The sequence below is a fragment of the Corynebacterium sp. HMSC074A09 genome, assembly GCF_001811545.1.
GTDB classification, from domain to species: Bacteria; Actinomycetota; Actinomycetes; order Mycobacteriales; family Mycobacteriaceae; genus Corynebacterium; species Corynebacterium hiratae.
Window position 1 is genome coordinate 153,489 of sequence record NZ_KV805124.1, and the last position, 14,462, is coordinate 167,950.

Genomic DNA, 14,462 nt, shown 5'->3' on the forward strand with positions numbered 1-14,462 from the left:
TACGCGGTGGGGAGTACTCCCACGGGAGTGTCCCTCACACCACACAGACGGTGTCACAGAGTTTAGATTGTTAGAGGTACCTCTTATACTCCACCTTCCTGCGCACGGAAAGGCTGTTATTCTCCCGCCATGACTTTTCCTACCGGCCCTTCGGGCACGCCGCCGCATAACTCCGGCCCTTCCGGCTTCGGTTCCCCCGGGTTTGGCCGCCCCGGCGGTTCTCCCGTTCCACCCGGCCAGCCACAGGCTCGCCCGAGTGGCTTTGGCAACACACCGCCGTTTGGTGGGCAGCCAACAGGTGCCCCCGCGCCGTCCTCCTTCGGTGGTGGCGCACCTACACCGCCGCCCCAACCCCAGCCGTCCCAGTACTCCGCGCCTGCTCCTCCACAAGGCAAGGGACGATTCAGCGGCGCTATTGCGGCGCTGATCTCCCTATTCATCGTGCTGGCTGTGGTCCTCGGTGTGGGCGCGTGGTTTATCTGGGGCCGCGAATCCTCCGACGATTCGCAGACCGGTGCCTCCTCTGAGCCGACGACGACCGCCTCGCTCGCGGGAGCTCCAATCACCACGTCCGCGCGCATCGACACCGACTTGGAAGCAGGCGGCGTAGTCATTGCCCGCACGTTCTTCCCGGATTCCTATGTCTCGCAGTCCGGCAGCACCAACATCGCTGACGTGCAGCTGAGCGAAGGACACAGCCAACTTATCGCTGTCTTTGGATTTAGCGATGACCGCGCAAATACGAACGTTGCCAGTGCCACCGTTACCGTCAACGGCGCTGACGGTGCTGAGCTGGCCTCCTTCGAGGTTCCAGCAGAGGAAGCTCTCGAAATGCCCATCAACATCGCAGACCACCAGGAACTGCGCTTTACTTTTACTTATAAGGACGCCCGCGGCAATCCCGCGGACAACTCTGGCTTCGCGGTGGCTTCCCTCCACGCGCAGTAGCGCGCACCGCCGGGCCATCACGCCGTGGCGCCGAAGCTGCCCTTGTTGCCAAAGTTATAGGCTCTGACCGCGGTGGCGGCGCATAACTTCGTCGTTTAGGGCAGTTATTGTCCTCGAGGGATAGCTCGCGTGCATGCGAAAGCCGCCTCCCCTTCCCACGCAGTGGTGCGCAAGAATGAAGGAGACGGCTGTGTGCTGCCCATGGCAGCGCCTTTGCCAGGCTTAGTGGAAGAAGTGGCGAGTGCCGGTGAAGTACATGGTCACGCCAGCCTTCTGAGCGGCCTCAATGACCTCTTCATCGCGGATGGAACCACCCGGCTGAACCACGGCTTTGACACCAGCCTCGAGGAGAACCTCCAGGCCATCGGCAAAGGGGAAGAAGGCATCGGAAGCAGCGAAGGAACCTTCGGTGCGGTTGGTGCCGTCGGCAAGCGTGTTAGCGCGCTCGACTGCCAGCTTTGCAGAGTCCACGCGGTTGACCTGGCCCATGCCCACGCCCACGGTGGCGTTGTCCTTGGCCAGCAAGATGGCGTTGGACTTCACCGCACGAACGGAACGCCAGGCGAACTCCAGCTGCGCCAGGTCGGACTCATTCAGAGCCTCACCAGCAGCCAGGGTCCAGTTGGCCGGGTTATCGCCCTCTGCCTGGTAGGTATCCGGCTCCTGGGTGAGCATGCCGCCGGAGATGAACTTAACTTCCTCCTTGGGCGCTTCATGCTCTGCCTGCAGCACGCGCAGGTTCTTCTTGGCCTTGAGGACCTCGATGGCGCCTTCCTCGTAGGACGGAGCCACAATAACCTCGGTGAAAATCTCCTTGACCTGCTCGGCCATCTCCACGGTGACCTCGCGGTTCACAGCGATGACTCCGCCAAAGGCAGACATCGGGTCGCAGGCGTGAGCCGCGCGGTGAGCAGCCGCGATGGACTCCTCAGACACCGCGATGCCGCACGGGTTGGCGTGCTTGATGATGGCCACGCACGGGCGCTCGTGATCCCAAGCGGCGCGCCAGGCGGCGTCGGCATCCTGGTAGTTGTTGTAGCTCATCTCCTTGCCGTTGAACTGCTTCGCGTTGGCCAAACCAGTGGTACCGATGCGGGTCACGGTTGCCTTCTGGTGAGAGTTCTCGCCGTAGCGCAGCGGCGTGGTCACGTCACCGTCGCTGAGCTGATCGACGAACCATGCGGACACCGCGGCGTCGTAATCAGCGGTGTGCAGGAAGGCATCGCGGGCCAGACCGCGGCGCTGCTCCAGGGTAAAGCCGCCGTTGGCCACAGCGTCAGCTACCTCGCCGTAGCGAGCCGGATCCACGACCACAGCAACAGACGGGTGGTTCTTGGCAGCCGCGCGCACCATGGACGGGCCACCGATATCGATCTGCTCCACGCAGCCATCAAAGTCTGCGCCAGAAGCCACCGTCTCACGGAAGGGGTACAGGTTCACCACGACGAGCTGGAACGGATCCACCTCCAGCTCCTCCAGCTGCTTCAGGTGGTCCTCCTTGCGGGTATCCGCCAGGATCCCCGCATGCACGCGCGGGTGCAAGGTCTTGACTCGACCCTCGAGGCACTCCGGGAAGCCGGTGAGCTTCTCGACGGGCGTGACCTCAATGCCCAAGTCCGCGATCTTCTTCGCGGTGGAACCGGTGGAAACGATCTCCACGCCGGCCTTATCCAGGGACCGGGCAAGGTCCTCCAAACCGGTCTTGTCGTACACGCTGATGAGTGCGCGCTTGATGTTCTTACGATCTTCGCTCATGGTACGGGGACTTAAGCCTTCCTTGCGGTAATGAGAGGTAGTTAGAGCTGAATACTGAGTTCCTCGCCCTTCACGCGCGTGGCGCGAAGGACGGCAACGATGAGTTCTTTTTCGACCACTTTGATGCGCTCGTGCAAGCTGGCCTCATCATCCCCCGGCAAGACCCGCACGGGCTCTTGGGCAATGATGGCGCCGGTATCGACGCCGGCATCTACGAAGTGGACGGTCGAGCCTGTGACCTTGGCGCCGTAGGCCAGCGCATCGCGCACGCCGTGCGCGCCTTTGAAGGCGGGCAAGAGCGCGGGGTGGGTATTGATGGTGCGACCTTCGAAGCGATCCAGAAAATCCTTCCCCAGGATCTTCATAAAACCTGCAGAAACAACAACGTCTGGTTGCGCAGAATCCACTGCGGCAACCAGACGCTTATTCCATTCGGTGCGGTCAGCACCCATCTCTACGACCTCGGTGGCGATTCCCGCCGCCTGCGCGCGCTCGATGCCTTGGCAGGGCACGTCCGCGACGACCTTCACGACGCCATAGCGCTCATCCTGGCCATCGAGGATGGCCTGGAGCAAGGAGCCGGTTCCAGAAACAAGTACCACGACGTTAAGGCGGGCAGAAGCAGCGGGCTGGTGCGGTGTAGTCACGCGCTACAGCCTAGCCGCTGCCGCCCTGAACCGGGGAATTTTACTCCTTTGAGGGGGCCTCGTCCTCTGCCTCAGACACATCTTCTTCCTCTGGTTCTGCCTCCTCGACTGGCTGCTCGTCGTCCCCCTCGGTCTCGTCCGATTCGACGACTTCGGCGTCAATCACCTCAGCATCCGCATCGCTGCCGACCTCAGGCTCGGCTTCAGGCTCGGCCTCGGCCTCGGGCTCGGGCTCGCTGTCCTCGTCCACGTCATCCTCGGGTTTAGTCTCGGTCTCGGTCGTGGACTCTGCGACAACGGCTGTGTCGGGGGCGTCGTCAAGCAAGGCAGAAACCGGCACAGCGTTCGCCGCGTTGACGGGTGTGTGCACGGCCTCTTCAGTCTCTGTGGGCGCTTCAGGGGCAGCCGCGCGGCGCGCACGCCACGCCGTCACTGCCTGTGCCGTTGCGAATGCACATCCCACGACTAGGCACCACAGACAGCTCAGACCCACTGCGGTCCATACCTCGGGACCGGTGTAGCCGTATACGCCCAGCGCGCCGGACACGCCGTACACAGCCACGAGTGCGGCTACCGCGGCGGTGACGGTGGCCACGAGCGCAACCTGGAAGGAGACCAGTGCGCGGCGACGGTAAAACGCCACCACCGCCGCAACGGCGGGAACAATCAGCAGGACAGCAGCCCAGGAACTAATCGACGGTGGAACTGCGGCAGCCAACGGCAGCGGTGGAAGCGGAACCACGTGGCCGCTAAAGAGGCTCACGCTGGTGCCTTCACCGATGTGTAGCTCCGAACCGCTCAGCACCGCTCCCGCAGCAACGGCAGCGTTCGGGAGGTAGAGAACGCTCAGCAGGAAAAGACCGGCGGTTCCCAATGCATTAAGGACTGGATACTCGGCGAGCATCTCTGATTGACGCGTCCAACCGACTCCCCACAAGACCACCGCGAGAATGAAACCAGCAGCAAAAAGGTATCCGAGGTAGCTCAAGCCTATCTGGGCGGCATCGACGAACACGCGGGGGACCCCGCTGCGCTTGGCCAGGGCCTTCCACAGGCGTGGGCCCATTCCACCAATGAGGGCGACCGCATGCAATAACAACATACGGGGAAGCACACGGTACAGCTCCGGAGGGGAAACATCGTAGACCTTGCCAGCGTCCCACAGCATCAGCCATGCGATGACAGTAAGGGCTAAGGGAACCAGCAACACGCACACGCTCAAAACGATGAGGTCATTAATGCTTGCCTTATCCTTAACCGCCGCCCGCACGCGCCGCCCCACCAGCCAGGTTAGGAGCAGCGCAGGCAGAACCGGGATAAAGCCCACGTCAACACCGCCCGCGCGGATAGGCGCAAGGTTAAAGACCATCCATGCTTCCCCGACGATGGTGGGCAGCCATGCCGACGGGGAACTTGTCAGAAGCAGTGCCGCGATAGCGACCACGAGAATGCCCAGCACGACGACGAGGTTCGGAACGCCGACGACAATGAGCATGCGGCGAATACGCCCGCGGAGCGTGGTAGGGGCCTGCGCGCGGCGGGCGCGAGCTTTGTCGGACTCGACCCCTTTGATGCGCTGCGCTGGATCTCGACGATCTCTGCGGTGCCCGCGCTCAGAGTGCTCAGCACTATCACCGCGCCCACGCACGTGCGCGCGTGGGCGCGCTGACGATCTGGACTGGGGACTCGTGTTCTTATTCATCGGCGTCCACTTTGCCACGGCCCCCTCCCCCACCGGGGGTGGCGCGGCGAGGTAAGCGCTAAATGGTGCGGTGCACCCCCGAAGGAAAACTTCACGAGTGCGCACTACTCATGCCGACCACGGAAAGCCCCGGCGACTCCACGGAGATCGATTCACTTCATTCACAGGAATCAGCTGTCGTTTCATTATGTGCGGCTCTTCCCAGATATCCAGAAGAAAAACCGCAATCTGGCTTGCTCTGCATTCGCCGAGACGCTACTGTTACATCTCGTTGGTAACAGGAAGGTCACAATCGGATAACCACCCAGATTGAAACGTAACGTTTGCTCTGGGCGGGCGATAGTGAATTGAGGACGGAAGAAGAGTTCATGCGAAGCAAGACTCAGCGAAGCGTAGGACGCCACCGCAAAATCACCACCGCACAGACCGCGAAGGGACGTCTGGCAGTGATGACTGTTGCGGCAGGCGCCGTATCCACCGCAGGCGTTGGCGGCGCAGCAGCAGGTACTATCCAATCCGCTGGCGCCGGGGAAACCAAGGCACAGTCCGTCGACTACACCCTGCAGGCAGATACCGATCCGCTGAAGAACGCGCAGGCTGCCGTCGAAGACGCAGCCCCGCAGATCCTCGCCATCGCCGAGTCCAAGCCGGTCGCCGACTTGGCTACGCAGCTCGACAAGGCCATCCAGGCCGCCGATGCCCGCGCCGCCGCCGATGAAGCCAACCGCGCGCCGACCATCGCCCGCCCCGCAGAGGGCACTTTCACCTCCGGCTTCGGCCCCCGCTGGGGCTCCTTCCACTCCGGCATTGACATCGCAAATGCCGTGGGCACCCCCATCCTCGCCGTTATGGGCGGCACCGTCATCGACTCCGGTCCGGCCTCCGGCTACGGCCAGTGGATCCGCATCAAGCACGATGATGGCTCCATGAGCGTCTACGGCCACATGCAGACCCTCGACGTCGCCGTGGGCGAGCGCGTCCACGCTGGCCAGAAGATCGCCGGCATGGGCTCCCTGGGCTTTTCCACCGGTTCTCACCTGCACTTCGAAATTCACCCCACCGGCGAGGGCGCCGTGGACCCGATTCCGTGGCTCGCAGAGCGCGGCATCAACATCAGCTAAGCCACGCTTTTAAATCCTTCCTCCAGCGCTAAGGCGGTATAGGGCACTGTTGCCCTATACCGCCTTGTGCATTCCCCCACCTTCCACCCCCGCCTGCCCCAACCGTTGACCGGACAGAAGGTTACCCAGTAACTTACTGGGTATGTACCGAAAGATTTCCTCCCTTGCCCTCCGCCAAGGAGGTGACCATGTCCGTCAAACATTCCGTGCTTGCGCTGCTGAGTGAAGAGCCCGCTACTGCCAGCCACATCAAAAACCGCTTTGCTGAGACCTTCGACAACCTCTGGCCGCTCAACATGGGCCAAGTCGCCCAAACGTTGAGCCGTTTGGAGCGCGATGGTCTCATCGCCACCGACGGTGAGCTCACCGGCCCCACGGGGCGGCGCGCCACCAGCTATGCCATCACCCCCGCCGGCCGCGAAGAACTCTCACAGTGGTGGATGTCCACCTTGCACAACGACGCCATCGAGCGCGATGAGCTCGTGCTCAAAGTATCGCTTGCAGCGCGACGCTCCGACGTCGACGTCATTGCCGTCCTCGACGCCCAGCGGTTTGCCACCGTCCGCCAACTGCGTGAGCTCAACCGCCAAGCCTCGGAACTGCCTGCAGAGCGCAGCGCCCAGCGCTTGGCTGTTGAGCGCCAAATCTTCGACCTGGAATCTCTCTCACGCTGGCTCGACCGCGTGGAATCCCTAACCAACCCAACCACCACCGAGGAGGCCCCGCGATGACCCCCAACTCCGTGCCCACGACCCAGCACATGCCGTTTCCTCTCGAGCTCGAAAACATTACCTGCGTCTTCGGCAGCGGTGCCCGCCAGGTCACCGCCTTGGATTCCGTGAACTTGCAACTGCAGCCGGGCGAACTGGTAGCCGTCATGGGCCCTTCTGGTTCCGGTAAGTCCACGCTGCTCAACGTTGCGGGCCTGCTGCAGCCGCCAACATCAGGGCGCGTGCTTCTCGACGGCGCCGATGCCTCCCAGCTCTCCAAGGCCAAGGCAGCTATCGCTCGCCGCCGACACCTTGGTTTGGTATTTCAGCACTTCAACCTAGTGTCTTCCCTCACCGTCGGTGAGAATGTGTCCCTCCCTCTTGAGCTAGACGGACTTTCGCCTGCGCAGTGCCGCGAGGCCGCTGAGGAAGCTCTCAGCGAGGTTGGCCTCGACGGCACCATCGACCGCTTCCCGGAAGAAATCTCCGGCGGCCAGGCCCAGCGCGTGGCCATTGCCCGCGCGCTCATCGGACCGCGCAAGGTGCTGCTTGCGGATGAGCCCACCGGCGCCCTCGACACCTCGACGGGCGAAGAGATCATGAAGGTCCTGCGCGCGCGTATCGACGCCGGCGCCTCCGGCATTTTGGTTACCCACGAGCCGCGTTTCGCGGGCTGGGCCGACCGTGTCGTCATGGTTCGCGACGGGCGTTTGACCGGCGAGGAGGTGCGTTAGTATGTCCGGCATTAATGCCGCCACCCGCCCGACGAGGCGCGACCTGTGGCGCCACCCGTGGCGCACGCTAGCCGCCGTTTTGCTCATCGCGCTGCCAGTGGCACTCGTGATTGGAATGGCGCTCTTTGATAATTCCTCCGGTCGGCTCTCCGCGGCCTTGAGCTCACCCGAGCGGCAGATCAGCGCCGAGCGCTCGGACATTAGCAACGAAGACGTACCACGCTTGGCTGCCGAGGTGCTTCCTGAGGGCCTCAGTGTCAGCCCGGTCGCCACTTTTTCTAGCACGTCACTAATCCATAATGGGAAGTCAACCAACTCCTGGGTAGATCAGTTCGACGCAGAGAATCCGCCGGAGCCAGCACAGGAGGCCGTCGACAAGTTCAATCTTGGCCCCAACCAGGCAGTTCTATCGCGTTCGACCGCGCGCAAGATCGACGCCTCCGTGGGGGACGTTATCACCGTGCGCACCAACGCCCTCAGCGGTGACCACCAAGCCACAGTCGCGGCCATTGCTCCCGAAAACTATGATTTTGTCACCTCCCCCACCCTCAATGAGGCCCTCAGCGACCCTTCTTTTACAACACGCACCACCTGGGCCATCGTGGGTGATACACCGCTGACCGAGGAGGATGCCGACCGCGCCCGTGAAGCCGGGCTGGAAATCTGGGCAGCGGAGCTGCGAGATACGGACCGCCCCGATTCTGAGCCGGATTCCTTTGGCGGAATCCTGAGCAGTATTCTTTTCGTGCTCTTCTTCTTTGGCCTCTACGCCATCGCCGGATTGCTCATCCTTTTCCTTCTCACGCCCGTCTTCACACTGGCTACCGGACGCAATACACGCCTGTACGCGCTGATGTCGAGCCAGGGCGCACTACCGCGCCACATCATGTTCGCGGTGATGGCTTATGGCCTACTGATGGGGCTTATCGGCGCCACCATCGGCGTGGTTGTTGGCCTGGCAGCTTCGTGGGCGTGGTGGGCAGCCCGCTACCCGGACTTTGCCGCACGCCCGCCCTTCCTAGCTATTGGCCTCGCATGGCTCGTGGCGGTGGCAGGCTGTGTCATTGTCTCCATCGTTCCCGCGTGGTTGGCGCAACGTGGTGCCCTCTCCACTGCAATCCAGGGAGCTGCTCCCGACCGCCTCTTGCGCTTCCGGCGGTGGATGGCCATCGGCCCTGCATTCCTGCTTCTGCTCGTGTTATTCAGCTTCACCCCCTGGGGACAGTACATCCCCACGGTGCTGGCTCTCTTCGGAGTCATCGCGGTTGCCGCGTCTGCCCCTGCCTTGGTCTTCTTGTGCTCCCTGCTGTCGCGCCGCGGCCCCCTCGCGTTGCGTCTGGCTGGACGCGGCCTGACCCGGCGCAGCATGCATGCCTTGCCGACGTCCATCGCTCTCGTTTCAGTTGCCTTCGTAGCCTCCCTGTTTGGTGTGGGCATCATGACGGATAGCGCAAAGACCACCGCCGAAGAAAAGCTCGTCATGCCGCCTACTTCTGCGCTGATTGAGGAGGCGACGTTTGAGCAACCAACGCAGGTGTCCACGCCGGAAGAACGCGCAGCGGTAGAGGCCATCCTGGAGACCACCACCGCCCGTACGTATCCCTTCTCTGCTTTCCCCTCGTGGACGACGTCCTACAGCCTTCCAGAGGATGGCACTTTTTACGAGCTCACCACCGAGTTTGATTACCAGTGCGAGCAGGTCGATCTCAGCAAGCCGGTTGAGAGGGCAGTGTTCGTGGATAATCAGGGGCGGCGCACCGATGAGTCCGAAGAGGCTCGCCAGGAGTGCGCCCACGAGTTGATGACATCGTTCCCCTATAACCCGCTGATCTATCAAAGCAGGATGGTTCAAACGGATTCTTCCCAGCTCGAGCTGTGGCAGTTCGACTCGGAGGAAGATCGTCGCGCGGCGGCACAAACGCTGGATGCCGGCGGCATCGTGCTTCCCCACAGCAGCCACGTCGGCGATAAGACGCATGGAACGGTGACCGTAAAATCCTATAACCGCATTGACAGCCAAGAACCGAGCGGGGCACAGGACGCGGATCTGCCGGTTGTAGAGGCACTACCCACCGCGGCCCGCGACGTGGTCTTGATTAGCCAGCAGGCAGCAGAAAAGCTGAACATGGAGCCCTTCTACGTGGGCCAAGCCCTCGCGTTCGACGAGCCACCGAGCGAGTCAGAGCGTGAGGAGCTACAAGACCTGACAGCGAGCGCCTCGCAATCGCAATACTCGCTAAGCTTCGCCGTCTCTACTCCCGAGAGCTTCCGCTACTACCTGGGCCTCGGAATGGGGATCGTCTGCCTCATCGTGCTCGCACTCATCATTGCCAACGCAGCGAGCAGCATGCGCCAGGAAAGCACCGTGCTGCAATCCATCGGCGCCGACCCTTCGCTGATGTCCAAGGTGGCAGCATGGCAGACGTGGATGCTGGCCACCGTAAGCATGCTCTTTGGTGTGGTTGCCGGACATCTCGGCACGTACTTCTTTGCCGATAGCTCAGGATACGTTTTCTCGACGCCGCTCCATGGCTTGCGCCCGCAGGACTACTTCACCCCGGATTGGTGGCAATTCCTCGCCGTGCTCGTCGTGCCACTGTTGGCTGCCGCCCTCGCGGCTGCGATCAACCGCAGCGACAAAACGGCCCCGCTCACCGCGCGGGATCGCAGCGAATCACGTTCCCTGACTTAACAGCGCTGACCAAGTAGCAGCGCCCACAACCCCAGCGCTCTCGGCTGAAAGATTGGCCGGGAGCGCTGCACTTTTCACCCCCCAAATCTCACCCCCATTCTTTAAACCTCTACTTTACCCCTGTAACAATTTTCACTTCTTTCACATGCGCAACACGCTGGGCTGTTCGATAGTTTTTCGAACAATTCCTGGATTTACCTGCATTTTTAAGCGTTGCGCAGGGTGGTCCCGCGGGATAGTTTGTATCTCGTTGCCACACAGCCTCAGCACTCGGTTGCAACCGCACCGGCGTGTCGCGGGCTTTAAGGCGCACTGCGGCTGATACGGCCGCTCCCCTATTGCTCACAGGCTTCCGCCGCATACCCAGCGGGCCACAGCAGGACTTAAGGACGTGAAGTTATGAAGCGCACGCTCAGCGCACTCGCCGCCGTGGCGGTTAGCACCGCCACCGTGACGACCCCAGCGTTCGCCGCCGAACCGGCAGCAAGCGTGGACGTCTCCGACGGGTCCTCCAAGGACCCGTCCGCTGCCGACGTCGAAGTCAAGGAAGAATCCAAGGCCGACCTCTTCAAAGCCGTCTCGGGGCTGCTCATTTCGACAGCCGGTGCCCTCAACGGGGCATCCGTCCCAGAGGTCAACACCACGCAGGACGGCTTCGAGATCGTCCTCGATCCCTCCAGCATTCCTGGTCTCGCCGAGGCCTTCGCCCCGCAGGGCGATCACTCCGGCCTCACCCCTACTCGCGGCCAGGACGCGGACGGTAACACCGTGGTCTTTCCGACCTCCGGAACTTTCACCTCTGGCTTCGGCCCGCGGTGGGGTTCCTTCCACAACGGCATCGATGTGGCAAACCCCATTGGCACCCCCATCTACGCTGTCATGGACGGCGAGGTCATTTCCTCCGGCGCTGCCCAAGGCTTTGGCAACTGGATCCGCATCCAGCACGACGATGGCACCATCACCGTCTATGGCCACATGCCCAGCGACCAGCTGCTGGTCGACGTCGGCGACCGCGTCGAGGCCGGCGACCAAATCTCCGTCATCGGCAACGAGGGCCACTCCACCGGCCCGCACCTGCACTTCGAGGTTCACCCGGGCGGCGGCGCGGCCGTCGATCCGGTGGACTGGTTCAGCGAGCGCGGCATCCTCATCTAAAGCATCAGAGCTTTTCCATCGGCACTCCGCCGATGAGCATGAGGCGAACCTTGCCCGCTGAACCGAAGTCCACGGTGACCGTCGCCCGCGCGCCGGTCCCGGAGGCCTCGATGACCGTGCCCAGCCCGTATTTCGCGTGGTTGACGCGGTCCCCCACAACTAAATTGAGATGGTTATTCTTCGGCATCGACGTTGCCGAGGCCGGCTTGCGCGAGCGCTGCGAAGGGGAAGACGCAGCGCTCCGCGAGCCATAGCCGCCTCCACGGAAGAACCCGCTATCCGAGCCAAAGGTTCGCCCGTATTGGTAGGAATCATCTCCGCCCCACGCGCCAGACAGCGAGCTGTCTGGTTCTTCACGGCGCCAGTCGATGAGGTCCTCTGGGACCTCGGCGAGGAAGCGACTGGCCGGGTTCGTCACCGGGTTACCCCAGGACGAACGAAGAATCGCGCGCGTGAGGTAGAGCTGTTCCCGAGCACGCGTAATACCCACGTAGGCAAGGCGGCGTTCTTCGCTCAGCTCCTTCGGGTCACCCAGGGAGCGCATGTGCGGGAACTGTCCGTCCTCCCAGCCAGTGAGGAAGACGACGGGGAATTCAAGGCCCTTCGCAGTGTGCAGCGTCATCAGCGTGACCACCCCGGATTCGTGGTCCGGAATCTGGTCCGCATCCGCCACGAGTGAGACCTTTTCAAGGAACGCCTGAAGCGAGCCCGGCGCGGCTTCACCTTCTGCTAGCTCGGGTGCTTCTTCTGCGTCCGCACCCATGAATGCCATCTCATTAGCGGCCTCAGAGCTGAACTCGCGGGCCACCGAGACCAACTCGTTGAGGTTATCCAGGCGCGCACCATCCTGCGGATCGTTGGAGTTCTCGAGCTCCGCGCGGTAGCCGGTGGCGTCAAGAAGCGCGTTGAGCAACTCCCCCAAATCCGGCTGGCCCGTCACCTCATTGACCATGCCCGGGATCTGCGCTCGTACGCCTTCCATCATCTCGTTGAATTTGGTTACGGCATTCACTGCCCGCGTGCCGAGTCCGGCTACTTTGCCCTCCGCCGCATCACGGAGAGCAGCACCAAAGCTCACGCCAAGGTTCTCCGCGTGCAGGGCGATCTGCGCCTGCGCTTTATCACCAATAGCGCGCTTCGGCACGTTAATGATTCGGCGCAGGCTCACGGTGTCATCCGGATTATCCATGATGCGCAAGTAGGCCACCATGTCCCGGATCTCGCGACGCTCATAGAAGCGCGTGCCACCGACCACCTTGTACGGGATGCCCGAGCGCACGAAAATATCCTCCAGCGCGCGGGAGGCATTGTTGGTGCGGTACATCACCGCAATATCGGAATACGCCGTACCTTTATCCGCCAGGGAATCAATCTCCGAGGCGATATACCGTGCCTCATCGTGCTCATTATCCGCCACGTAGCCGACGATCTGTTCGCCCTGGCCGTGGGCGGTCCACAGGTTCTTCTCGCGGCGGCCCTCATTCTTCGCGATGACCGCGTTCGCCGCGTTCAGAATGGTCTGCGTCGAACGGTAGTTTTGCTCCAGCAAAATCGTGTGCGCCTGCGGGTAATCCCGCTCGAACTCCTGGATATTCCTGATGGTGGCTCCGCGGAAGGCATAAATCGACTGATCCGAATCACCCACCACGCACAGTTCCGGAGCATCCGGCGGCAGCTCGCCCCGGCCCACCAAAGCCGAGACCAATGCATACTGCGCGTGGTTGGTGTCCTGGTATTCGTCGATAAGCACGTGCTTAAAGCGGCGACGATAAAACTCCACCACCTGCGGGTGCTGATTAAAGATGCGCACTACTTCCCCGATGAGGTCATCGAAGTCCACCGCGTTCGCCGCGCGCAGGCGGCGCTGATATTCCTCGTACACGCTCGCCACGGTGAGCTCGAAAGGATTCTTCGTCCTCTCTGCCTCCGCGCGCGCCTGCTCCGGGGAGATGAGCTCGTTCTTGCGGTTGGAAATCTGATTAGCCAGAACACGCGCCGAATACTTCTTCAGATCCAGCTGCATGTCCTTCGCAATCATGGTGAGCAGCCGGCGGGCATCATCGCCGTCATAAATGGTGAAATTCGTGTTCAAGCCCGGTACGAGCTGGGCGTTATTGCGCAAGATACGCACGCAAATCGAGTGGAAGGTGGACACCCACATCCGCTCCGCGACGGGGCCGACAAGCTGGCCGACGCGCTCCTTCATCTCCGCGGCTGCCTTGTTGGTAAAGGTAATGGCGAGGATCTGCCAGGGGGCCACCCCGCGCTCCCGCATAAGGTACGCAATGCGGCGAGTCAACACTGCAGTCTTGCCCGAGCCCGCGCCGGCCACAATAAGCAGCGGCGAGCCCGAATGCGTCACAGCCTCTTCCTGCTGCGGATTTAAGCCCTCGAGCAACGGATCAGAGCCCTGACCGGAAGGGGCGTCGACGTTGCTCTCGGGCGCAGGAAACAGGCCGCCGACGGAAGAATCGGAAGACGAACGGGGGACGAAAGGAGATTTGCTATTCATAATGCTCTCCAACCTACTAGCACCACCGGACATTGCCCCTCACCGCACTTCTGGTCGACGTGAAAGCTGGTAATTCCCCTTTTCGCCCGGCGTGGTGGCACAATCTGATGTCATGAGCTCTTCACATCCTGGCAACGCAGACTCTGGCTTGAGCCCCGAGCACCAAGACCCCAACGTCGTGGACAATGGGCTCGACATTCGCATGCCGTCGGGCACCGATGACCCGCTGAGTGATGCCGAGATTCAGCGCTACCGCGAAGAGATCAACCGCCTCGACCGCGTTATTCTCGACGCTATCAAGCGCCGCACCGACATTTCGCGCACCATTGGTAAGACGCGAATGAGCTCAGGCGGCACCCGTTTGGTGCATACCCGCGAAATCGCGATCCTCAATGAGTTCCGCGACGAGCTCGGGGAGGAAGGCCCCGCCATCGCCTCCGCCCTCCTGCGCTTAGGGCGCGGCAAGCTCGGCTGATCAAACGCCGC

11 protein-coding genes are annotated in these 14,462 nt (G+C 62.2%); 7 read left to right on the top strand and 4 right to left on the bottom strand.

Features of this window, described 5'->3' with window-relative positions; translation table 11 throughout:
• The first annotated feature begins 129 nt into the window (after positions 1–129).
• Positions 130–948 (top strand): flagellar basal body-associated FliL family protein, encoded by an 819-nt coding sequence (locus tag HMPREF2807_RS03090; RefSeq protein WP_070510425.1) that lies wholly within the window; start codon positions 130–132, stop codon positions 946–948.
• A 222-nt stretch (positions 949–1,170) separates the two neighbouring features.
• Here the strand turns inward: HMPREF2807_RS03090 and purH are convergent, their stop codons facing one another.
• Genes purH through HMPREF2807_RS03105 form a run of 3 tightly spaced genes read right to left on the bottom strand, consistent with a single transcriptional unit; the run spans position 1,171 to position 5,052 of the window.
• A complete protein-coding gene (gene purH / locus HMPREF2807_RS03095; RefSeq protein ID WP_070510427.1) occupies positions 1,171–2,703 on the bottom strand; it encodes a bifunctional phosphoribosylaminoimidazolecarboxamide formyltransferase/IMP cyclohydrolase in 1,533 nt (510 codons plus the stop codon).
• Between the two features lie 41 nt (positions 2,704–2,744).
• Entirely contained in the window at positions 2,745–3,350 is a 606-nt protein-coding gene (gene purN / locus HMPREF2807_RS03100) for a phosphoribosylglycinamide formyltransferase (protein ID WP_070510429.1), read from the bottom strand.
• A gap of 40 nt (positions 3,351–3,390) precedes the next feature.
• A complete protein-coding gene (locus HMPREF2807_RS03105; protein WP_232751607.1) occupies positions 3,391–5,052 on the bottom strand; it encodes a cell division protein PerM in 1,662 nt (553 codons plus the stop codon).
• Positions 5,053–5,420: 368 nt separating this feature from the next.
• Here HMPREF2807_RS03105 and HMPREF2807_RS03110 point away from each other — a divergent pair, with 368 nt between their 5' ends.
• From HMPREF2807_RS03110 to HMPREF2807_RS03130, 5 genes are all read left to right on the top strand, one after another.
• Positions 5,421–6,173, top strand: a complete 753-nt coding sequence (locus HMPREF2807_RS03110) for a M23 family metallopeptidase (RefSeq protein ID WP_046646979.1) — start codon at positions 5,421–5,423, stop codon at positions 6,171–6,173.
• A gap of 188 nt (positions 6,174–6,361) precedes the next feature.
• A complete protein-coding gene (locus tag HMPREF2807_RS03115) occupies positions 6,362–6,904 on the top strand; it encodes a PadR family transcriptional regulator (RefSeq protein WP_070510433.1) in 543 nt (180 codons plus the stop codon).
• Entirely contained in the window at positions 6,901–7,617 is a 717-nt protein-coding gene (locus tag HMPREF2807_RS03120; protein WP_070510435.1) for an ABC transporter ATP-binding protein, read from the top strand. The genes HMPREF2807_RS03115 and HMPREF2807_RS03120 overlap by 4 nt, the downstream gene beginning before the upstream one ends.
• Before the next feature lies 1 nt (position 7,618).
• Positions 7,619–10,309, top strand: coding sequence for an FtsX-like permease family protein (locus HMPREF2807_RS03125; RefSeq protein WP_070510437.1), 2,691 nt, complete (start codon positions 7,619–7,621; stop codon positions 10,307–10,309).
• A 399-nt stretch (positions 10,310–10,708) separates the two neighbouring features.
• Entirely contained in the window at positions 10,709–11,464 is a 756-nt protein-coding gene (locus tag HMPREF2807_RS03130; protein ID WP_046646982.1) for a M23 family metallopeptidase, read from the top strand.
• A gap of 4 nt (positions 11,465–11,468) precedes the next feature.
• Here the strand turns inward: HMPREF2807_RS03130 and pcrA are convergent, their stop codons facing one another.
• Positions 11,469–13,976, bottom strand: a complete 2,508-nt coding sequence (gene pcrA, locus HMPREF2807_RS03135) for a DNA helicase PcrA (protein WP_070510439.1) — start codon at positions 13,974–13,976, stop codon at positions 11,469–11,471.
• 112 nt (positions 13,977–14,088) lie between these two features.
• On the opposite strand from pcrA, the gene HMPREF2807_RS03140 reads away from it, so the two are divergent.
• Positions 14,089–14,451: a chorismate mutase gene (locus HMPREF2807_RS03140; protein WP_070510536.1), complete on the top strand. Its 363-nt coding sequence runs from the start codon at positions 14,089–14,091 to the stop codon at positions 14,449–14,451.
• The last annotated feature ends 11 nt before the right edge of the window (positions 14,452–14,462 follow it).